General features: G+C 65.9%; 18 protein-coding genes, 1 tRNA gene and 1 riboswitch. Of the genes, 12 read left to right on the top strand and 7 right to left on the bottom strand.

Translation table 11 applies throughout. The features are described from left to right. The first annotated feature begins 38 nt into the window (after window positions 1–38). The 5 genes from ACFSCV_RS17065 (at window position 39) to ACFSCV_RS17085 (ending at window position 5,023) form a co-directional block, all read left to right on the top strand. Complete coding sequence (locus ACFSCV_RS17065; RefSeq protein ID WP_378800787.1) at window positions 39–848, top strand: TorF family putative porin; 810 nt, start codon at window positions 39–41, stop codon at window positions 846–848. Between the two features lie 82 nt (window positions 849–930). Beyond that, on the top strand, window positions 931–1,236 hold the full coding sequence (locus tag ACFSCV_RS17070; RefSeq protein WP_378800788.1) for a putative quinol monooxygenase: 306 nt from the start codon (window positions 931–933) through the stop codon (window positions 1,234–1,236). Between the two features lie 222 nt (window positions 1,237–1,458). Then, the gene (locus ACFSCV_RS17075) at window positions 1,459–2,904 is read left to right on the top strand and encodes an LLM class flavin-dependent oxidoreductase (protein ID WP_378800789.1); all 1,446 of its coding nucleotides are present in this window, start codon (window positions 1,459–1,461) and stop codon (window positions 2,902–2,904) included. 306 nt (window positions 2,905–3,210) lie between these two features. Then, a complete protein-coding gene (gene soxC / locus ACFSCV_RS17080) occupies window positions 3,211–4,473 on the top strand; it encodes a sulfite dehydrogenase (protein ID WP_378800923.1) in 1,263 nt (420 codons plus the stop codon). Next, a complete protein-coding gene (locus ACFSCV_RS17085; RefSeq protein WP_378800790.1) occupies window positions 4,466–5,023 on the top strand; it encodes a c-type cytochrome in 558 nt (185 codons plus the stop codon). Before soxC ends, ACFSCV_RS17085 begins: the two co-directional genes overlap by 8 nt. Before the next feature lie 210 nt (window positions 5,024–5,233). Here ACFSCV_RS17085 and ACFSCV_RS17090 read toward each other — a convergent pair whose 3' ends face one another. After that, window positions 5,234–5,806: a TetR/AcrR family transcriptional regulator gene (locus ACFSCV_RS17090; RefSeq protein ID WP_378800791.1), complete on the bottom strand. Its 573-nt coding sequence runs from the start codon at window positions 5,804–5,806 to the stop codon at window positions 5,234–5,236. A gap of 136 nt (window positions 5,807–5,942) precedes the next feature. Here ACFSCV_RS17090 and ACFSCV_RS17095 point away from each other — a divergent pair, with 136 nt between their 5' ends. Next, complete coding sequence (locus ACFSCV_RS17095; RefSeq protein ID WP_378800792.1) at window positions 5,943–6,281, top strand: carboxymuconolactone decarboxylase family protein; 339 nt, start codon at window positions 5,943–5,945, stop codon at window positions 6,279–6,281. Between the two features lie 300 nt (window positions 6,282–6,581). Here the strand turns inward: ACFSCV_RS17095 and ACFSCV_RS17100 are convergent, their stop codons facing one another. From ACFSCV_RS17100 to ACFSCV_RS17110, 3 genes are all read right to left on the bottom strand, one after another. Beyond that, a complete protein-coding gene (locus tag ACFSCV_RS17100) occupies window positions 6,582–7,238 on the bottom strand; it encodes a hypothetical protein (protein WP_378800793.1) in 657 nt (218 codons plus the stop codon). Window positions 7,239–7,330: 92 nt separating this feature from the next. Then, window positions 7,331–8,956: a DUF6538 domain-containing protein gene (locus ACFSCV_RS17105; RefSeq protein ID WP_378800794.1), complete on the bottom strand. Its 1,626-nt coding sequence runs from the start codon at window positions 8,954–8,956 to the stop codon at window positions 7,331–7,333. Between the two features lie 90 nt (window positions 8,957–9,046). Then, a tRNA-Ser gene (locus ACFSCV_RS17110) sits at window positions 9,047–9,136 on the bottom strand. 278 nt (window positions 9,137–9,414) lie between these two features. On the opposite strand from ACFSCV_RS17110, the gene ACFSCV_RS17115 reads away from it, so the two are divergent. After that, entirely contained in the window at window positions 9,415–10,200 is a 786-nt protein-coding gene (locus ACFSCV_RS17115; RefSeq protein WP_378800795.1) for an ion transporter, read from the top strand. Window positions 10,201–10,213: 13 nt separating this feature from the next. Here the strand turns inward: ACFSCV_RS17115 and ACFSCV_RS17120 are convergent, their stop codons facing one another. Beyond that, window positions 10,214–10,846 carry a 2,3-bisphosphoglycerate-dependent phosphoglycerate mutase gene (locus ACFSCV_RS17120; protein WP_378800796.1) on the bottom strand — a complete coding sequence of 211 codons (633 nt, stop codon included), beginning with the start codon at window positions 10,844–10,846 and terminating at the stop codon, window positions 10,214–10,216. 283 nt (window positions 10,847–11,129) lie between these two features. Here ACFSCV_RS17120 and ACFSCV_RS17125 point away from each other — a divergent pair, with 283 nt between their 5' ends. Next, entirely contained in the window at window positions 11,130–12,812 is a 1,683-nt protein-coding gene (locus ACFSCV_RS17125) for a hypothetical protein (protein ID WP_378800797.1), read from the top strand. Window positions 12,813–12,949: 137 nt separating this feature from the next. Here the strand turns inward: ACFSCV_RS17125 and ACFSCV_RS17130 are convergent, their stop codons facing one another. Next, the gene (locus tag ACFSCV_RS17130; RefSeq protein ID WP_378800798.1) at window positions 12,950–14,065 is read right to left on the bottom strand and encodes a 2'-deoxycytidine 5'-triphosphate deaminase; all 1,116 of its coding nucleotides are present in this window, start codon (window positions 14,063–14,065) and stop codon (window positions 12,950–12,952) included. A gap of 72 nt (window positions 14,066–14,137) precedes the next feature. After that, a riboswitch (SAM riboswitch) is annotated at window positions 14,138–14,217 on the top strand. Window positions 14,218–14,284: 67 nt separating this feature from the next. Between ACFSCV_RS17130 and ACFSCV_RS17135 the strand changes: the two genes are divergently transcribed. Beyond that, window positions 14,285–15,484 (top strand): O-succinylhomoserine sulfhydrylase, encoded by a 1,200-nt coding sequence (locus ACFSCV_RS17135; RefSeq protein ID WP_378800799.1) that lies wholly within the window; start codon window positions 14,285–14,287, stop codon window positions 15,482–15,484. A gap of 71 nt (window positions 15,485–15,555) precedes the next feature. Here the strand turns inward: ACFSCV_RS17135 and ACFSCV_RS17140 are convergent, their stop codons facing one another. Next, complete coding sequence (locus ACFSCV_RS17140; protein ID WP_378800801.1) at window positions 15,556–16,131, bottom strand: GcrA family cell cycle regulator; 576 nt, start codon at window positions 16,129–16,131, stop codon at window positions 15,556–15,558. A 414-nt stretch (window positions 16,132–16,545) separates the two neighbouring features. Here ACFSCV_RS17140 and ACFSCV_RS17145 point away from each other — a divergent pair, with 414 nt between their 5' ends. Genes ACFSCV_RS17145 through ACFSCV_RS17155 form a run of 3 tightly spaced genes read left to right on the top strand, consistent with a single transcriptional unit; the run spans window position 16,546 to window position 19,361 of the window. Beyond that, window positions 16,546–17,766 carry an aspartate aminotransferase family protein gene (locus tag ACFSCV_RS17145; RefSeq protein WP_378800802.1) on the top strand — a complete coding sequence of 407 codons (1,221 nt, stop codon included), beginning with the start codon at window positions 16,546–16,548 and terminating at the stop codon, window positions 17,764–17,766. After that, on the top strand, window positions 17,763–18,725 hold the full coding sequence (gene argF, locus ACFSCV_RS17150) for an ornithine carbamoyltransferase (protein WP_378800803.1): 963 nt from the start codon (window positions 17,763–17,765) through the stop codon (window positions 18,723–18,725). Before ACFSCV_RS17145 ends, argF begins: the two co-directional genes overlap by 4 nt. A gap of 57 nt (window positions 18,726–18,782) precedes the next feature. Then, on the top strand, window positions 18,783–19,361 hold the full coding sequence (locus ACFSCV_RS17155; RefSeq protein ID WP_378800804.1) for an HdeD family acid-resistance protein: 579 nt from the start codon (window positions 18,783–18,785) through the stop codon (window positions 19,359–19,361). Window positions 19,362–19,369 lie beyond the last annotated feature (8 nt).

Consider the following 19,369-nt stretch of genomic DNA (forward strand, 5'->3'; position numbering starts at 1 on the left):
TCACGCCGACGAACATGACTACATCGGGGAAACGCGAGATGAAAAACGCAATAAAGGCTTCATCTATAGCCTGGTTGGCAGCATGCGCTCCAGCGGCCGCCGGTGATCTGGGCGAGAGCGGCTATCAACTGACGAAGCCCGACTTCGACGCGGCGTTCGGCGTGACGTTCGCAAGCCAGTACATCGCTCGAGGCGTCGCTCAGTCGGACGGGAAGCCTGGCATCCAGGGCTACGGAGAGGTCCGTCTCTTCGACTGGTTCTATGCTGGCGCTTGGGCCGCAAGCCTGAAACTGCCCGAGTCCAAAGGACTGACCAATCCGGCCCTCGAAGTCGACGCCTACATCGGCGTGCGTCACACTTGGGATCGACTGACGCTGGACGGGGGCGTCATCTACTTCTGGTACGCCGGAGAGACCAACGGCAACATCGATTACTGGGAGCCGTACTTCCGTCCGACCTTTCAAGTCAATGACTGGTTGACCGTCGGAGCATTGCTCCGCGCGACGGACAACTTCGTCAACCAGGGCGTGAAAGAAGCTTATCTTCTTGGAAACGCGAAAATTAAGCTTCCTAGCCTGACGTCCAATCCGGATGTCGGGAGTTACTTATCGGGCGAATTCGGCCGACGCTGGATCGGCAAGAACGATACAGGCTTCAACTTCCCAGACTACTACGTTTGGAACCTCGGCGCCGGCCTTACCTACAAGGCGATGACCCTCGATGTCCGCTACTGGGACACGACGCTATCGCGCCGAGAATGCGCCGCTTTCCTCAACGACCGGAGCTGGTGCGGGGACAGATACCTCGTGAGCCTGTCGTTCGATACGACTTTGAGCGCTCTAAGGTAGTTTCAAATTTTTCGTGAATGAATTATTGCCGCAGACTGCGCAATGTGCGGAGTTTGTTGCACTAACCGGAAGGAAATCCGACATGAAAACTGTCGCAGGTATTATTCCGTTCAAGGCGAAAATTGGTCAGGGAGCCGAGGTTGCGAGGTTGATCGCCGCGGCCCTGCCGCACGTCGAAGCCGAGAGCGGCACGCCATTGTGGCTCGTTCTGCATTCGAACGCCGATCCGGACACCGTATTTCTCGTCGATCTTTTCGACAGCGCTGATGCTCGGGAAGCTCATTTGAGTGGGAAGGCCGCCGAACAGATCTTTGCGACAATCCCGCCGTTGCTTGAGATCGAGCCAATGATTCATCCCGCAGACCTGATCGCCCGAAAGGGCGGCTGATCGAGATGCGGGCTTGACAGCACACCGCGCGGCGCGGATGTTTGTACCGATCGGTCTATACAAGGGGCGTCCGCTCGCTTCGCTGACTCGGTGAGCGCCCCGCATGTGCTGCCTAGCGCACCGGCTTCCGGGCTTCTGAAAGCGCTAAAGCAAAAACATAAGTGTCGGAAGACGTCACTAGCGCCTCAGCGAGACTGATCAAAAACAAGGGAGGAATATAAAATGGCCAAGCGAATTCTTTTGAGCGCCTTTGACATGACCTGCGTCGGTCACCAGTCGACCGGCACCTGGCGGCATCCGGCAAGCCGCGCCTGGAACTACAACACAATCGAATACTGGACGGACATGGCGAAGGAGTTGGAGCGCGGCTGCTTCGACTGCCTGTTCATCGCCGATGTCGTCGGCGTCTACGACGTCTACCGCGGCACCGCGGCGGCTGCGGTTCGCGATGCGGCGCAGGTGCCGGTGAACGACCCGTTCGGCGCGATTTCCGCAATGGCGGCCGTGACGAGCAATGTCGGTTTCGGCATCACCGCCGCGATCACCTACGAGCCGCCATATCTCTTGGCTCGGCGTCTTTCGACCCTCGATCATCTGACCAAGGGTCGGATCGCCTGGAACGTCGTGTCGTCCTACCTGAACAGCGCCGCGCTGAATGTCGGCATGGACAAGCAGATCTCCCATGACGACCGCTACGACATCGCCGACGAATATATGGAGGTGATCTACAAGCTCTGGGAGGGGTCGTGGGAGGACAGCGCCGTCCACCGCAACAAGGACACCGGCGTCTTCACGGACCCGGCCAAGGTCCACCCGATCCGCCACCAGGGCAAGCACTTTAAGGTTCCAGGATTTCACCTCTGCGAGCCGAGCCCCCAGCGGACGCCGTTCATTTTCCAAGCCGGCGCCTCGGGGCGGGGCAAGCAGTTCGCCGCGGGCAACGCGGAAGGCATGTTCGTTCTCACCACAAGCGTCGAGCAGGCCAAGAAGGTCACGAGCGATATCCGAGATCTCGCCGAGAAGCAGGGCCGGAGCCGCGACTCTATCAAGATCTTCACGCTCCTGACGGTCATCACCGGCGCAACTGACGAGGCGGCGGAGCGGAAGTACCAAGAGTATCTCTCTTATTCGAGCTCCGAAGGCATGCTCGCCCTCTATGGCGGCTGGACCGGAATCGATTTCTCCCAGTACGACCCCGAGCAGCCGCTCGAGGCGATGGACAATGACAGCCTCCGCACGACGCTTGAGTCCCTGACCCACGGGCAGAGCCACAAGTGGACGGTTCAGGACGTCATCAAGGACCGGACCATCGGCGGTCTGGGACCGGTTCTGGTCGGCGGTCCCGAAAAGGTCGCGGACGAACTCGAGCGCTGGGTCGACGAAGGCGGCATAGACGGCTTCAACCTCGCTTACGCGATCACGCCCGGCACCACGACGGACTTCATCGACTACGTCGTGCCGGAACTGCGCCGGCGCGGCCGGGCGCAGTCGTCGTATAAGCCAGGCACGTTCCGCGAAAAGCTGCTCGGCACGCCTAACGGCCGCGTCGAGAAGACCCATCCGGCGGCGCAATACCAAGGCGCCTACGCCGGCCTCGAAAGCGTCGCGGACAACACGACCTCGTCAAATTTCTCGGACTACGAGCAGACACGCGTCGCCGCCGAGTGACGACGGGGCGCTGAACACGGAGCGTCATGGCGGGAGGCGGTCGTCGCGCCGTCTCCGCCCAGCGCTGAACGGCGCCGCGAAATCCACGCCGGGTCTCAGGCGAAGCGCAACGTCGCGCAAACCACCAAAGCCGAAGCGCCGCCGTCTTGTTGAAGAGGCGGAAGCGTGAGCGACAGAGTCAACCTGGGCCCGATGGGGCTCACGTTCTGGGAGGCCCGGATGGCCAAAAAATTGAGCTTTTCCCAAAGCGGGCGGCAATCGATGTCCGGCGAAGGCGAGGCGGAGCCTTGCCCCTGCCGGGAAGGCATGCGTTCCGATGTCGACACGCACCGACGGAAGCTACTGCTGTCGGCGGGCGCTGTTCTGGGCGTCGGAGCCATGACGGTCGCCGCGCGCGCTGCGGAAAAAGCCCCGCCGGGAGCGGCGTTCCACGAGGTCGCCGAAGATCCTACGAAGGAACTCGGGCGGGCCGTGCTCAGCGACGGCGGATACGGGCTTCGCTCGCAGTTCGAGACCGAAGTGAAAACGATCTTCCCCAATCCGAGCCCTATCACGTCGTGGAGCTTCACGCCGCTCGCGTCGCAGATAGGCAATCTGACGCCGTCCGGTCTTCACTTCGAGCGGCATCATGGCGGCGTGCCGACGATCGATCCGGCAAAGCATGAGTTGATCGTCCATGGCCATGTCGGGGTCGCCAAGAAGTTCACGATGGCGGACCTCAAGGCCATGCCGTCCGTGACGCGCAAGCATTTCATCGAATGCTCTGGCAATACCCTGACGGAATGGAAGAAACCCACCGCCAAGAACGTGCAGGTCACGCATGGCCTGCTTTCGACGTCGGAGTGGACTGGGGTGCTCTTCTCAACCCTTGCTCGCGAGGTCGGTCTCAAGCCGGACGCCCAATGGGTTCTAGGCGAAGGCGCCGACGCCGCCGTCATGACCCGGTCGGTGCCGCTCGAAAAGATGCTGACCGATGGGATGATTGTCTATGGGCAGAACGGCGAGGCCATCCGGCCCGAGCAGGGCTACCCGTTGCGTCTCGTGCTGCCGGGCTATGAGGGGAACACCCACATCAAATGGCTTCGCCGTCTTCAGGTCAGCGACCGCCCGTTCATGACTAAAGAGGAGACCTCGAAATACACTGACCTGATGCCGGACGGTCGCGCGAAGCTGTTCACGCTTCAAATGGCACCGAAGAGCGTCATCACCTTTCCGTCGGGCGACATGATGCTTCCGCGCCCGGGCGCTTACGAAATCCGCGGCATCGCGTGGTCGGGTCACGGGCGCGTTAAGTCGGTCGAGGTGTCGGCCGACGGCGGCAGGAGCTGGCGGCCGGCGAACATCGAAAACACGCCGGAGCCGATGTGCACGGTCCGCTTCTCGTGTCCCTGGATCTGGGACGGAGCGGGAGCGACCCTTCAGAGCCGCTGCACGGATGAAACAGGAGCGGCGCAGCCGACGCGTGACGAGCTCGTGAAGGTCGTCGGCCTCAATTCAGTCTACCACTACAACGCGATCCAGAGCTGGGCGGTCGCAAGCGACGGAGGCGTGACCAATGTGCATGCGTAAGCTCATCGCCGCCTCCGCTCTTGTCGCCTGCGCGTTGTCGAATGCGGCGTTCGCAGCCGACGGCGGCCACGGGACTCCGGTCTCGAACGAGGAGCTGTCGCGGTACTTTGCTATCCAGCCTGACGGCGAAGGTTTGCCCCTAGGTTCGGGCACCGCAAAGGTTGGAGCCGGTCTCTTCGCCCAAAAATGCGCAATGTGCCATGGCGACAAGCTGCAAGGAGTTCCTGCGACGGGCGGTCCGGCCCTGATCGGGGGGCGCGGCAGCCTATCCTCGGAGAAGCCGCTGAAGACTGTAGAAAGCTATTGGCCTTACACTTCGACCTTGTTCGACTACGTCTGGCGGGCGATGCCCTTCACCGAGCCCGGTTCGCTTACGCCAGACGAGGTCTACGCGATCAGCGCCTACATCCTTGAGCAGGGAAAGATCATCGACGACAAGATCGTCCTGGACGCAAAGAGCCTGCCAAAGGTCGTGATGCCCAACGCCAACGGCTTCTATGACGGGCGTGGATCAGATCTTTCAGCCTACTCTGGCCAAGGCACGAACTAGAAGGTTGCTGGCGGCTGGCGGGAATAACCGCTGGCCGCCCCCCTCTAGACGAGCAGCTCGAGGCCGGTGTCGGAAATGGCATATTCGACGTGGGGGACGATCTCCTCGAAGTCATGCGGACAACTAAATCATCGCGCTCGAGGTGCTGAAGGGTACGTGTCAGCGTCGGTTGCGTGATCCCGTGCATGCGTCGACCGATAGCGTAGATGCTTAAGCTCGATCATGCGCGAGGCCGCTTTGAATGGCGCGGAGCGTCGCCTCGAACCCGACAGCGCCGATGAGCATCCGCTCCATCAGTAACGCGCCCTCAAGAGCTCCAACTGTCATTCTCGCAAAGTCCGAGGGATCGACCCGGTCGCGGACCTCGCCACGGGCCACTCCGTCCGCGATGACTTGCTTGAGCCAATCGACATGCTTAGCGAAAAACGCGGCGACGTTCTTGCGAAGGGTGGCCGGCAGCGTGTCGTTCTCGATCGCAAGGGCGGCGCAGAGACAGCCAAGGCCCTGCTCAAGCCCGGTCAGATAAAGCCGCCCGTAGGCGTCAACGCGTTCCAGCGCGCTTTCGCTGGCCAAGAGGATCCGGTCCAGCGCATCGTCGTAGCGACGGTCGTAGGTCTCGACCAAGGCGAGCGCGAGCTTTTCCTTCGTCCGGAAATGATGATGGATGCTGGCCTTCCGGATCCCCACGGCCTCCTCGAGATCGGCGTAGCTGAAGCCCGAATAGCCTTTGCTCCGCAAAAGGGTCTCGGCCTGTTCCAGCACCCTCGTCCTCGTGTCCCCCACAAACCGCTCCCGTCCCGACGAGCCCGCCAAAAGTCGCAAACCTTTTGACGAATATCAATCTACCGACTAGTTGATAGGTATTGGGTGCCGAGGTTTGATGCAAGCTGCGTCGACCGTCTTTCCGAGGAGCTTGGACATGGACTGGAACTCCAACCGCGATCACCTGATGAAGAACGTCGGCAAGCTAGCGGAGCTCTCGCCCGACACCGTCGAGGGCTATCTAACCGCGTCCGGCGCAGGCAAGAAGACCTCGCACCTGGACGAGAAGACCCGTCAGCTCATCGCACTGGCGGTTGCCGTCACGACGCGCTGCGACGGGTGCATCTCGGTCCATAGCAACGAGGCCCTGAAGGCTGGAGCGACCCGCGAACAGGTCGGCGAAGCGCTCGGCGTCGCCGTTGCCCTAAACGCGGGCGCCGCTCTCGTGTACTCGACCCGCGCGCTGGAAGCGTTCGACGTCGCGACCAGCAAATAGGCGGTTGCTACCGCGCGTGCGAGGCCAAGCGTCGAGATCCAACGCCCAGCGGAGATCTCGACGCACGGCGCGACTTGACGTCGAAATCGATCCGCGTCCGCTTCTGGTGCCAACCAGCGGTAGCGGGTTGGCAGAATCCTGCGATCCAATGACACTAGGCTTTCGTCCGCCGGTGAGAGCGGTCCAGCTAGCATGCGGCCAAGATCAGCGCGAGTTAGATCGATGTCTGCTGGATGTCGTTGAAGCGGCTGCCGTCCATCCCGACCCCTTAAGCAGTCAGAGCAAGATGACTTCTGTCGATTAGGACGGAGACGCAGGGTGAAGTAGCTGAGCGGCTGCCGGCATCATCTGCTCGATCCGCAGCAGCGCGGCATTGATCTGGTCTGCTTGCGAGTGCTCGCTCTTCGCTCTTTGCAGTTCATCCACCGCGCGCGCGTGACGTTCAGACGTGGCCGCTGCTTCCATGCGAGCAGCTCGTGTTTCGAGCTGCGAATGCTCGAACGCTTCGTCGAGCGACAGCTTGGCCGCTTTCAAGGCTTCGTGGTCTCGGCGCAGGTCGGTCAGGGTTCTTTCCATCTCCAGACGGCGCGACTGCTCGTACTGCAGCGCCGCTTCGATCTCGAGCCGCTCCTGCTCGGCCTTTACGAGCTCGTTATCCCTCATTTCGCACAACCGGGTGAGCTGGCTGCATTCGCGTCGCGCGTCGGCCTCCAGCGCGTTGCGCATAATGACGACGCAGCGATCCCGCGCGGCCTCGAACTCGCTCACTATCGCGGGCGGTGTGGATATCGGCGCCTTGAGCAACGCCAGCACAGTCTTGCGGTGGTTCAGGATCGTGAGTTTGGAGCCGCCGCCAATGAACTCATGAATGTTCGTGAACGACGGCTCCCGGTCGCAGGCCATCAAGTGTTCAATGGCTGTTTTGACCTTTTCGAATGTGGCGATCTCTTCAGACATGGCTTCTCCGTGGCCGCTAAGGCTGCCTGATCCGGTATGGTTCGGTACGGTGGTACGGTTCGGTACGGTGGTATGGTTCGGTGCGGCGCCGCCTAGACAACCAGCGCGAGGCTCGGCGTCTTGAGCGGCTGTCGGCTCGCTGCGCCGATCTGGTAGCGGGGCAGTTTCTCGATCGCGGCCTTTGCGACGCTCGGCCATACATCGCCGTATTTCCGGCCTTCGGTCGTTTCCGCGTGACCCATGATCCGATTGATGACGATCTCTTCGATGGCCTGGGTCAGGCAAACCGTCTTGAACCGGTGACGCCAGCCATGATTGGGCTGGAGTTCGGAATGGTCGACGCCGAGTTCACGTACCCAGGCGGCCAGGCGTTCCCCGGTTTTCTTGTGAATCGGGTGCGCGCGCGATCCACCACGCGCGCGTGAAGGATCATAGAAGAGCGGGCCCGTGCCTACGCTCCGAACGAAAGCGAGGAACCCCTGCTCGATAAGATGGCTATGGATCGGCACGTCCCTAGCGCAAGCGTTCTTAGTTGAGCCCGCTTCCGGCGTGATGTGGATCATCCAGACGGGATCGACAGTGTGCTCGTCGCTCTGGGCGATGATGTCTTCCGCCCGCAACTGCGTGATCTCGTTGACGCGGGCTCCGGTATAGGCGCAGATCCAGGGCGTCCAACGTCGCGCGGCGTAGCGGTCAGGCGCCAGACGCCCCTCATCCACCACGCAGTAAGCCGCAGTCAGGATGGTCATGGCCTCGACCAGGCTAAATCCCTTCTGCGAGCGAGACTGGGGCTTGTGCTTGACGATCACCTTCACGCCAAGCGCAGGATTGGTCGCGAGGCGCTTCTGAACGACAGCCCAGGAGCAGGCAGCTTTCACCGCGGCCAGATGAACGTCGCGGACGGTGCGCGCCGACAGACCCTCGGCGAGAAGCTTGTCCTTCCAGCTCAGAAGGGAGGCCGTCGTGATCGCTCCGAAGTCGTCCCGACCGATATGTTCGACCAGCAACTTGCGGATCACCGACTTGAATCGAGCCCGTGACGACGCGGCAAGCTTGGCCTCGTCCGCGTAAGGCTCGAAGATGGCGTCGAGCGTGCGCTTTGCGGCCGGCGCCTCCCAGGTTGGGAAGCGCTTTTCGTATACGTCCGGACTGAAGTCGCCATCCGCCCTGCGCTGCAGCCGCGCCTGCGCCGCCTTCATGTGGCTGAACACCGCTGATCCGAGCGCCTGCCGGGACGCAAGGCTGATTGTCAGGCCCCGCTCCTCGAGGTGACGGCTGATGCGCTGGCTCCAGCGGCGCTGCTGGAACTGCCAGGCGTTCATGCCGGGCCCTAGCGTCGCCAGCGCCCGCGCATCACGTGTCAGGCCCTCCTGCCAGCGTACGGCTTCGCCCGGGTCGTCCTCGTGTTCCTTTGCGAACCCCAGGTAAATCTCGCCGGCGAGAGCCTCGACCTGACGCCGGGTGAGGTCGATCGGCTCGAGGCCGGCCGCTTCGGCGCAGGACAGCGCGAAGGCCAGGCTATCCTGTCGCCATTTCTTTTCGAGCTCGGCGAGCACGGCGGGAGCTTTGGCCTTCGCGACCTCGGGGTCGCGCGTTCCGAGCGAGACCTTGAATTCGGTCTTGCCGTAGATCGCGGCGATTTCGGCAGGGTAGCGCCCCCGCACGCGATAGATTCCCGTCGTGGGGTGTTTGGTCGGCCGGATCACGTGCAACGCCATCGTGTGTACCACTCATGTGTACCACACCGGTGTTACGAGACTGTTGATTTCTCAGGGACTTGCTCGGAACTCAGCGTTTGTTCCGGGCAGTGGCGGAGAGGGTGGGATTCGAACCCACGGTACGGTTGCCCGCACAACGGTTTTCGAGACCGTCCCAATCGACCACTCTGGCACCTCTCCGCAAAAGGCGAGCCGTCGATCGGCGCTGAATACACGGGAGGCCGGCTCCGCACAAGCAGGCGCCGCGCAGGTTTTGGAGGACCGCGTCGTCCGGCCGCCGCGGCGTTCCGGAGGCGGGGCGGCCGCGCGTCGTCCCCGTCCCGTCCGCAGCGGGCGCTCCGCCGCGGGCGAAAAGCGGAAGCCGCCCGCGGGCCGCTTGACGGGCGGCCGCCGGCGCCGGAGAGGAACGGCCGTCCGCTTTCCGCCACATCCCGCCGCCGAGACCCGGAACGCCGCCGATGTCCGCCCTCACGCGCCTCGTCGAACATCCCGCCACCGAGCGCGTCGTGCTGGCGCTCGTCATCGTCAACGCGATCACGCTCGGGCTCGAGACCAGCCCATCGGTCATGGCGCGGTTCGGGCCGGCGCTGGTCGCGCTCGACCAGGCCATCCTCGCCGTGTTCGTGGTCGAGCTGGCGCTCCGGCTCGCCGCCCGGCGCGCGGCCTTCTTCCGCGACCCGTGGTCGGTGTTCGACCTCGTCGTGGTCGGGATCGCGCTCCTGCCCGCGAGCGGGCCGTTCCAGGTGGTGCGCGCGCTGCGCGTGCTGAGGGTGTTCCGGCTCATCACCCGGATCCCGTCGCTGCGCCGGGTCGTGGGCGCGCTCGTCGGCGCGCTTCCCGGCATGAGCTCGATCGTGCTGCTGCTCCTGCTGGTGCTCTATGTCTTCGCCGTGATGGCGACGCAGCTCTTCGGCGCCGACATGCCCGACCGCTTCGGCACGCTCGGCCTGTCGCTGCTGACCCTGTTCCAGCTCGTGACGCTCGACGGCTGGTCCGGCGAGGTGGTGCGGCCGCTGCTGGAGACGCACCCCTACTCGTGGATCTTCTTCATCCTGTTCATCCTCGTGTCGTCCTTCACCGTGTTCAACCTGTTCATCGGCGTGGTGGTGAACGCGATGCAGGCCGAGCACGAGGCCGAGCGGATCGAGAAGACCGGCCGGCCGCCGGCCTCGCTCGAGGAGGTGCTGGCCGAGGTGAGGAAGCTTCGAGCGGAGGTCGCCGCGCTCAGGACGCAGGGGCGCTGACGGGCGCGGCCGGCTATGCCGTTGGCTGCGGCTCGGTCCTGGCGAGGCGGCCGTCGCCGGCCATGGCGTAGACGATGAACTGCGCCGTTCCGATGTTCACGTCCTCGATGCGCTCGGGCCCGATGCCGTCGAGCCGCATGAGCATGGAGCGCAGGGCGTTGCCGTGTCCGACGAGCAGCGCGCATCCGTCGTCCGCGACCGCGGGCGCGATCTCCCGTTCGTAGAACGGCCAGACGCGGTCGGCCGTCATGGCGAGGCTCTCGCCGCCCGGCGGCACGGCGTGGAAGGATTTGCGCCAGACGCGGACCTGCTCGGCGCTGAAGCGCTCCCGCGCCTGGCTCTTGTTCAGCCCGGCGAGCGCGCCATAGTCGCGTTCGTTCAGCGCCGCGTCCTTCCGGACCGCGAGATCGCTCTGGCCGAGCTCCTGCAGGATGAGCGCCATGGTCTGCTGGGCGCGCCGCTGCGCGCTGGTGAAGGCGTGGGTGAAGCGCAGGCCGAGACGGCCAAGCTCACGGCCGGCGGCGAGCGCCTCCTCGACGCCGCGCGAAGTCAGCGCCGGATCGCGCAGTCCGGAAAACAGGTCCTGGGCGTTGTCTTCGCTCTGCCCGTGGCGGACGAGGACGAGCGTGCGCTTGAAGGGGGTCATCGTGTCGGCGTTCGGGGCTGGCGCGGTCGCAAGGTGACGTCTCGGCGCGCAAGCTCGGCCGCTTCGCCGCCGTCCGCCATCCGACATAAGGCGAGGTCGGCGTTGGCAGCCGCGTAAGCGTCGCCTGTGATGGAGGATTGGCTGGATAACGCCGCTCCAGATTTTTTGAAGCGCTGATCTGACAACCGCGAAGCTCCGCCGAGCATCGTCGCTTGATAGGCGTCGTCAACCTGCGATGTTGGTCGCCTGCAACCTGAACGCGACAGCAACGGAGCAAGAAGACATGGTCGACGTCCCGAACACGCCCATCCCTACAACCCGTCCTGTCGCCCGCACCATAAAAGAGCGGTTTCAGGGCAGTATTCCTACGTTCTCGGAATTCAGGCAGTCTGGATTTACTGACCAGCAGACATGGAATGCGATCAATGCGCAGACGGAAGTAAAGTTGGTCGACCTTGAAGGTGCGACAATCACCTTATCTGCGCCTCCGGTCGCGCCAACGTATGATCCCAATGCGAAAATACTTATTAACGGGACGGTGACGTCTGGTGGTGTCGATTATCTGATGCCGTTCAGCGACCCCGCGGTGATCTCTTCGAGAAGTGATCTGAGCCAGCCAACCGGGCGGACGCCCCACCGCTTCTTCGTCGCCGCATCCGAACGGTTCTCCGGCGAAGGCAGGAACTTGGACGGCGGTTCGCAGCCGGAAGCGTTCATGGCGATCATCGCCAGCAATTACGCCCGCGTGTTCGGCAACGGGTGCGGAACCTTCGCGACGACGACCTCGGACGTCAGCTCTCCGGCCCAGACGTCGATCATCTCCAGTCGCTTTTGCGAAGCCGCCTCGGAGCGCAGCCTGATCGTCGGCTCGACGATGTGCCGCACGAGCGGTCCGGCGGCTCTGACGGACGAGGAGGTCACTCCGCGATGGGGGTTGACCACGACCAACCGCATCACGAACAATACGGGCGTCGCGCAACCGTTTCCTCCCGCCGGATCGCAGATCACTTACCAGACCCAGTCTGCTCCGATCGTGCTGCAACCTGGACAGGCGATTCACAAGCGAAGCCTGAACAGCACGCAAGAAGCGTGGCTCACCACTAACGGCTGGCTTGTGGCAAGAAACGTCCCTCACACCGTCTGGCCCCAGAAGCCGAATGCGTACTTTAACACCGCGACGTTCTGTCACTCGATCATCTCCTGCAGCGGGGTCGAGGTCGCCATGGGCTCCAACAACGCCGCGATCACGTCGCGCGGACGGATATGGTCGATAGAAGAGGACACCGTCGAGTTGCCGAGCCAGATCAATGGTTCGGGAAACTGCATCGTGGCCGTCGAAGGATTTTATGTGTACGGCCAGTACAACGCGTTCGTGGCGTCGGCCAACGTCATATCGACCATCACGGACACCGGGTCCAACACCACGCACAATTTTGTCGGCGGGACGAGGAACGCCACTCTCGGGGGGCCGTCCACGCGCCAGAGCGCGATCATCGGGGGCGCCGACAACACGATCGCGCGCGTCGGCGGGGTCATCATCGGCTCCTTCTCCTCGACGCTTAACAGCGGCTCGCCGCAGAACAACCTGCCGAGCGGAATCTACTCGTCCGTATCCGCCTTCGTGTCCCAGACCTTTTCGACGGTCATCGGCAGCCTGAACGTGTTTCTCTCCGGCGCCCGATCGCATGTGTTCGGCGGCCGCAATGTCGAGCTTGTGGACGCGGACACGGTCGCCTTCGGCTCGTCTGCGACGGCCATCACGCAGACGGGCGCAAACCAAAACGTGCGCGTGGCGATAAAGACCACGACCGGCGACATCACCACGGTCGGCAAGGTCAAGGCCGCAGCATTGGAAGGCGTCTTCCCCGGCCCCTACGCCAGTGACGCGGCAGCCGCCTCAGCGGGCGTCCCGGTTAATGGCACATACCGCAAGACCGGCGGCACGCTGGCGTGGCGGGTTTCGTAACTGGCGCTTGCTCGGTCCGGACGGTCGCGACGATGGGGACTGGTCCGGACCCTAGCTGTTGGGGAGCCAACACAGGCCGCGATGAGCGCATACTGCATCATCGCCTCGCTCGCGGCTGCGGCCCGCCGCCATGGCGCTTACGGCGCGCGGAAGTGCTTGGAGAGCTTCAGGCCCTGGCCCTGGTAGTTCGAGGTGGCGAGTTCGCCGTAGAGCGTCCGCGGGCGCTCGAGCATGCGCTCGTAGACGAGGCGGCCGACCGTCTGGCCGTGCTCCAGGATGAAGGGCACCTCGTGGCTGCGCACCTCCAGCACCGCGCGGGCGCCGGCGCCGCGGCCCTCGGCGTGGCCGAAGCCCGGATCGAAGAAGCCGGCGTAATGCACGCGGAACTCGCCGACCAGCGGGTCGAACGGCGTCATCTCGGCGGCGTGGTCGGGCGGCACCTGCACCGCCTCGCGCGAGGCGAGGATGTAGAACTGGCCGGGATCGAGCACGAGGCCGGAGCGGCCGGCGTGGATCGGCTCCCAGAAATCGGAGACGTCGTGCGCGCCCGGGCGGTCGACATCGACGACCCCGGTGTGGCGCTTGGCCCGCCAGCCGACGAGGCCGCGGCCGTCGCCGAGGAGGTCGACCGTCACCGCGACGCCGCCGCGCACGTCGGCCGCGTCGTCGTCGACGAGCCGCGCCCGCTGCTGCAGCGCGACGAGTTCGGCGTCGGAGAGCCGCGGCTCGCCGCGGCGCAGGCGGAGCTGCGACAGCCGCGAGCCCGGCCGCGCCAGCACGGGAAAGGTGCGGGGCGAGATCTCGGCGAACAGCGGGCCGGCGTAGCCCGCGGGGATCTGGTCGAAGGAGCGCGCGCCGTCGGCGATCACGCGCGTGAAGACGTCGAGCCGGCCCGTCGAGCTCTTCGGGTTGGTCGCGGCCGCGACCTCCGCCGGCAGCGCCAGCCGCTCCATCAGCGGCGCGATGTAGACGCAGCCGGTCTCGAGCACGGCGCCGGCCGTGATGTCGATGGTGTGGAGCGTGAACTCCTCCAGCCGCTCGGCGACCGTGCGGCCGGCACCGGGCAGGAAGCTCGCGCGCACCCGGTGCACCTTGGTCCCGAGCCGGAGGTCGAGGCTCGCGGGCTGCACCTGGTCGGCGGCGGCCGGCCGGTCGAGCGCGATGGCGCCATCCGCGATCAGCCGCTCGATCGCCTGGCTCGGAAGGATGCCGCCGCAGGGCTCGTCAGTTGTGTCCAAGCGGGCGGTCCCCATGCTGGCCGTTCACGCGTTCCGTTCGTTTACGCGAACGGGGCGTTGACGCAAGCGGGCGCCGGGATTACCACCGTTCCATCCCGTGGTTCCTTGGGCCGGCCGGCTTGCAGCCACGTTAAAACAACCCGCTAAAAGGCCGGACCGCGCGAAGCGCCCCCGACGACGACCGGGCGCCGCCTCCCGCGACCCGGCCGGCCCTGTTCGGAAGGTCGCAATCCCATGAGCCGCCGCCCTCTGCCCGCCGACCGCGAGGTCGCGCCCGCCACGCGCCTCATCCACGAGGCCGAAGCCCGCTCCGGCTTCGGCGAGATGTCGGAAGCGCTCTACCTCACCTCCGGCTTCTCCTACGACACCATGGAGGCGGCCGAGGCGCGGTTCGACGGGCGCGATCCCGGCTTCATCTACTCCCGCTTCTCCAATCCGACGGTCGCGACCTTCGAGCGCCGCATGATCGCGCTGGAAGGCGCCGAGGCGGGGCGCGCCACCGCGAGCGGCATGGCCGCCGTCACCGCCGCCATGCTCTGCCAGCTCAACGCCGGCGACCACGTGGTGGCGGCGAAGGCGCTGTTCGGCTCCTGCCGCTACGTGGTGGAGGACCTGTGCCCGCGCTTCGGCATCGCCTGCACGCTGGTCGACGGCGCCGACCTCGCCCAGTGGCGCGCCGCGCTCCGGCCCACGACCAAGGTGCTGTTCCTCGAAAGCCCGACCAATCCGACGCTGCAGGTCTACGACATCGCGGCGATCGCCGACCTCGCGCATGAGGCCGGGGCGCGGCTCGTGGTCGACAACGTGTTCGCGACCCCGATCCTGCAGCAGCCGCTGACGCTCGGCGCGGACATCGTCGTCTACTCCGCCACCAAGCACATCGACGGCCAGGGCCGCGTGCTCGGCGGCGTGGTGCTGGGCTCCGAGAAGTTCGTGATGGACCACCTGCACACCTTCCTGCGGCAGACCGGCCCGTCGATGTCGCCGTTCAACGCCTGGACGCTGGCCAAGGGCCTGGAGACGCTGGCGCTCCGGGTCGAGCGGGCGCAGGCGAGCGCGGGCCGGATCGCGGACTATCTCGCGGCGCATCCCAAGATCGCGAAGCTGACCTATTGCGGCCGGGCGGACCACCCGCAGGCCGATCTGGTGAAAAAGCAGATGAAGGGCGGCGGCACGCTCGTCGCCTTCGAGATCGCCGGCGGCAAGGAAGCGGCGTTCCGCTTCGGCAACGCGCTGGAGATCGTCAAGATTTCGAACAATCTCGGCGACGCCAAGTCGATCCTGACGCATCCCGCCACCACCACGCACCAGCGGCTGTCGCCGGAGGCGCGCGCCGAGCTCGGCATTTCCGACGCGATGCTGCGGCTCTCGGTCGGGCTCGAGGACGCCGGTGACCTGATCGCCGATCTCGAGGCGGCGCTCGACGCGGCCTGAGGATGTCTGAAACGCGAAACGGCCGCCGGAGGCGATCCGGCGGCCGTTTCGTCGCGTCAGGTTCGGACGGCTCAGTGCGTCGGCACGTTCGGCCGGCGGTCGCGGCGCCGGTCGTTGGTCGGCTGGTAGGCGATCGCCGCATGATGCGCGCAATAGGCCTGGCCGGGGGTGCAGCGCCCGCCGCAGAAGCGGAAGTCCGGCTGGCTGGGGTCGCCCAGCGGCCAGCGGCACATGTTCTCGCGCAGCTCCATGATCGTGACGTTCTCGCAGACGATCGGCTGGGTCTCGACGAGCTGCACCGGCACGACGCGGGGCGCGGGGGCGGCGATCGTGCGCGCCTCCATCACCGGGGCGGCGGCGAGCGCGGTCGCGCCGCGGGTGGCGTAGGCCGCCGACTGGGGCGCCCGCGTGGCCGCGGCCGCCATCGGGGCGGACACGCGGTGCGCCGGCGAAGCGGCCGTCGGCTTGCGCAGCCGCGGCGCCGCGCTCGGCGCGGACTTCGCGCGGCCGGACAGGCCGAGGCGGTGCACCTTGCCGATCACGGCGTTGCGCGTCACGCCGCCGAGTTCGGCCGCGATCTGGCTCGCGCTCAGGCCGTCGGCCCAAAGCTTCTTCAGAAGCTCTACGCGCTCGTCGGTCCACTGCATCGGCGTCTCCATATATTCTGGAGGCGGAATCCGAGAAGCTCGCCGTCACGTGAGGATTCACGCACGGACGTCGCCGCCGTCGTCTTCGCCGGGAATTGTGTGGTCAGCGCGAAGCCCGCGCTTAACGAAATCTAAACTACCGCGCCGGGCGACTCAGCGGCAAGAGTCGGAAATGCAACACTGAGGTTTTCCCCAAGTCCTGCGCTCCGCGTTTTCCACCGTCTCTCCACAGCTTCGCGGCCGAGGACCGCTCAAGAGCCTGCCCGGCCAGCGTGATTTGACAATGGGAGGCCCGTCCATATTATCCGCCCCAAACAAAGGGCCGCTCGGCTGGGCGGCTCTTTTTCTTTTTTCGCTCCCGTCCGGGCGACCGGCGGGACTTCGTCGCAACGACCGTTCGAAGGGACGCCGTCCGTGTCCTCGCCCGCAGCCTCTCCGCTTCTCCCCGTCTTCGCGCGGTCGGAGCTCGCGTTCGAGCGAGGCGAGGGCTGCTGGCTCGTGACGACCGACGGCGACCGCTACCTCGACTTCGCGGCGGGCGTGGCGGTCAACGCGCTCGGCCATTCCCACCCGCATCTCGTCGCGGCGCTGACGGCGCAGGCGCAAAAGCTCTGGCACGTCTCGAACCTCTACCGGATTCCCGAGGGCGAGCGGCTGGCGCAGCGGCTGGTGGACGCGAGCTTCGCGGACGTCGTGTTCTTCTGCAATTCGGGCGCGGAGGCGCTTGAGGCGTCGATCAAGCTCGCCCGCAAGCATTTCCACGCCAACGGTCAGCCCGAGCGCTACCGCCTGATCACCTTCGAGGGCGCGTTTCACGGCCGCACGCTCGCGACCATCGCGGCCGGCGGCCAGGCCAAGTATCTCGAAGGCTTCGGCCCCAAGGTCGAGGGCTTCGACCAGGTGCCGTTCGGCGACCTCGCGGCGGTCGAGGCTGCGATCGGCCCGGAGACCGCGGGCGTTCTGATCGAGCCGCTGCAGGGCGAGGGCGGGGTGCGGCTCGTAGCCCCCGCCTTCATGCGCGGCCTGCGCGAGCTGTGCGACCGGCATGGGCTGCTGCTGGTGGTGGACGAGGTCCAGACCGGCGTCGGCCGCACTGGCCATCTGTTCGCGCATGAGATCTCGGGCGTGACGCCGGACGTGATGGCGGTCGCCAAGGGCATCGGCGGCGGCTTCCCGCTCGGCGCCTGTCTTGCGACCCGCGAGGCCGCCGACGGCATGACGGCGGGCGTCCACGGCTCGACCTTCGGCGGCAATCCGCTCGCCATGGCGGTCGGCAACGCCGTGCTCGACGTGGTGCTGGAGCCGGGCTTCCTCGACCATGTGCGCCGCATGGGCCTGTTGCTGAAGCAGCGGCTCGCGGGCGTCGTCGACGCGCACCGTTCGATCGTGACCGAGGTGCGCGGCGAGGGCCTGCTGACGGGCCTGCGCTGCGCGATCCCGAACGGAGACGTGGCCGCGGCCTTCCGCGCGGAGGGGCTGCTGACCGTGGGCGCCGGCGACAACGTGGTGCGCCTGCTGCCGCCGCTCATCGTGACCGAGGCCGAGATCGGCGAGGCGATCGCGAAGATCGAGCGCGCGCTCGATCGCGTCGAGCGCGACATGGGACTTGCTCTCGCGCGGGGGGCCGCCGAATGACGACGTCTGTTCACGGGAACGGCTCGGGCGCCTCAGGCCCCAAGCACTTTCTCGACCTCTGCGACTTCTCGCGGGCCGAGCTGCGGGCCATGCTCGACTCCGGACACGCCATGAAGAAGCGGCGCCGGACGCCGGCGGCCGCGGCCGACAGGCCGCTCGCCGGCAAGGTCGTCGCCATGGTGTTCGAGCAGCCGTCCCTGCGCACCCGCATGTCGTTCGACGTCGGGATCCGGGAGCTCGGCGGCGAGCCGATGATGGTCACGGGCAAGGAGATCGAGCTCGGCGAGCGCGAGGCGATCGCGGACACGGCGCGGGTGCTGTCGCGCTTCGTCGACGCGATCATGATCCGCACGCTCCGGCACGACCTGCTGCTCGACCTCGCGGCCAACGCCACGGTGCCGGTGATCAACGGGCTCACCAAGCTCTCGCACCCGTGCCAGGTGATGGCGGACCTGCTCACCTTCGAGGAGCGCAAGGGCGACATCGCAGGCCGCACCATCGCCTGGACGGGCGACTTCAACAACGTGCTCGCCTCCTGGATGCACGCGGCGGCGCGGTTCGACTTCCGCCTCAACGTCGCGACGCCGGACGAGCTCGGCCCGCGGTCGGACATCTTGGACTGGGCGAGGGGCGAAGGCGCCGACATCCGGGTCGGAAGCGATCCCGAGACGGCGGTCGACGGCGCCGACGCGGTCATCACCGACAGCTGGGTGTCCATGGGCGACAGCGACTGGGAGCGCCGCCACAACCTGCTGAAGCCGTATCAGGTCAACGCCGCGCTCATGCGCAAGGCCGCGCCGGACGCGATCTTCCTGCACTGCCTGCCGGCGCACCGCGGCGAAGAGGTGACCGACGAGATCATCGACGGCCCGCAGTCGGTGGTGTTCGACGAGGCCGAGAACCGCCTGCACGCCCAGAAAGGCGTGCTGGCCTGGTGTTTCGGGGCCGTCGGGGCGTAAACTTCTCCTGCTGCAATCCGCCGTTGGCCGGCGCGTCCTGTGGCATGAGGAGGAGCGATGTCGGATTACGCGCACAAATGGGCGGAATCGATCGCCCGACCGTTCGCCCAGCACTGGTGGCTGGTGGCCTTGCGCGCTTTGTTCGCGCTTTTGTTCGGCCTTGTCGCCCTGTTGTGGCCTGGCGCGACCATGCTGTCTCTGGTGCTCCTCTTCGCCATCTACGCTGCGGCCGACGGCTTCACCGAGCTTTATCTGGCGGCGCGGGGCGTGGGAAACGGCGCCGGGTGGCGCCGTTGGGCGCCCGTTCTGCTCGGCGGCGTCGTCAGCCTCGCGGCCGCGGCCGCGGCGTTGCTCTGGCCGGGCCTCACGGTGCTCGTGTTCGTTCTGGTGCTGGCCTTCTGGTCCTTTGTGTCCGGCGTGATGATGGTCCTGACTGCCGTCTGGTTCGGGGCGGAGCACGGTCGGGCCTGGCTTGCGCTTGGCGGCGTGGCGTCCATCCTCTTCGGCGTCCTCCTTGCCGCCGCCCCTGTGATCGGCGCCGTGGTGCTGACGTGGTGGATCGGCGCCTATGCGATCGCGCTGAGCGGCGCGCTGTTCGCCATGGCCTACCGCCTCTACGCCCGTCGTCTCGCGTAAAGATCGGA

It is taken from the genome of Methylopila henanensis, assembly GCF_042681025.1.
GTDB lineage: Bacteria > Pseudomonadota > Alphaproteobacteria > Rhizobiales > Methylopilaceae > Methylopila > Methylopila henanensis.

What these genes read in the sequence shown, in the direction of transcription:
- ACFSCV_RS17085 (WP_378800790.1), top strand. Translation starts at nt 4,466, where the DNA reads ATGCGTAAGCTCATCGCCGCCTCCGCTCTTGTCGCCTGCGCGTTGTCG.
- ACFSCV_RS17135 (WP_378800799.1), top strand. Translation starts at nt 14,285, where the DNA reads ATGAGCCGCCGCCCTCTGCCCGCCGACCGCGAGGTCGCGCCCGCCACG.
- argF (WP_378800803.1), top strand. Translation starts at nt 17,763, where the DNA reads ATGACGACGTCTGTTCACGGGAACGGCTCGGGCGCCTCAGGCCCCAAG.
- ACFSCV_RS17065 (WP_378800787.1), top strand. Translation starts at nt 39, where the DNA reads ATGAAAAACGCAATAAAGGCTTCATCTATAGCCTGGTTGGCAGCATGC.
- ACFSCV_RS17155 (WP_378800804.1), top strand. Translation starts at nt 18,783, where the DNA reads ATGTCGGATTACGCGCACAAATGGGCGGAATCGATCGCCCGACCGTTC.
- ACFSCV_RS17115 (WP_378800795.1), top strand. Translation starts at nt 9,415, where the DNA reads ATGTCCGCCCTCACGCGCCTCGTCGAACATCCCGCCACCGAGCGCGTC.
- ACFSCV_RS17095 (WP_378800792.1), top strand. Translation starts at nt 5,943, where the DNA reads ATGGACTGGAACTCCAACCGCGATCACCTGATGAAGAACGTCGGCAAG.
- ACFSCV_RS17075 (WP_378800789.1), top strand. Translation starts at nt 1,459, where the DNA reads ATGGCCAAGCGAATTCTTTTGAGCGCCTTTGACATGACCTGCGTCGGT.
- ACFSCV_RS17130 (WP_378800798.1), bottom strand. Translation starts at nt 14,065, where the DNA reads ATGGGGACCGCCCGCTTGGACACAACTGACGAGCCCTGCGGCGGCATC.
- ACFSCV_RS17140 (WP_378800801.1), bottom strand. Translation starts at nt 16,131, where the DNA reads ATGCAGTGGACCGACGAGCGCGTAGAGCTTCTGAAGAAGCTTTGGGCC.
- ACFSCV_RS17105 (WP_378800794.1), bottom strand. Translation starts at nt 8,956, where the DNA reads ATGGCGTTGCACGTGATCCGGCCGACCAAACACCCCACGACGGGAATC.
- ACFSCV_RS17125 (WP_378800797.1), top strand. Translation starts at nt 11,130, where the DNA reads ATGGTCGACGTCCCGAACACGCCCATCCCTACAACCCGTCCTGTCGCC.
- ACFSCV_RS17070 (WP_378800788.1), top strand. Translation starts at nt 931, where the DNA reads ATGAAAACTGTCGCAGGTATTATTCCGTTCAAGGCGAAAATTGGTCAG.
- ACFSCV_RS17100 (WP_378800793.1), bottom strand. Translation starts at nt 7,238, where the DNA reads ATGTCTGAAGAGATCGCCACATTCGAAAAGGTCAAAACAGCCATTGAA.
- soxC (WP_378800923.1), top strand. Translation starts at nt 3,211, where the DNA reads ATGCGTTCCGATGTCGACACGCACCGACGGAAGCTACTGCTGTCGGCG.
- ACFSCV_RS17120 (WP_378800796.1), bottom strand. Translation starts at nt 10,846, where the DNA reads ATGACCCCCTTCAAGCGCACGCTCGTCCTCGTCCGCCACGGGCAGAGC.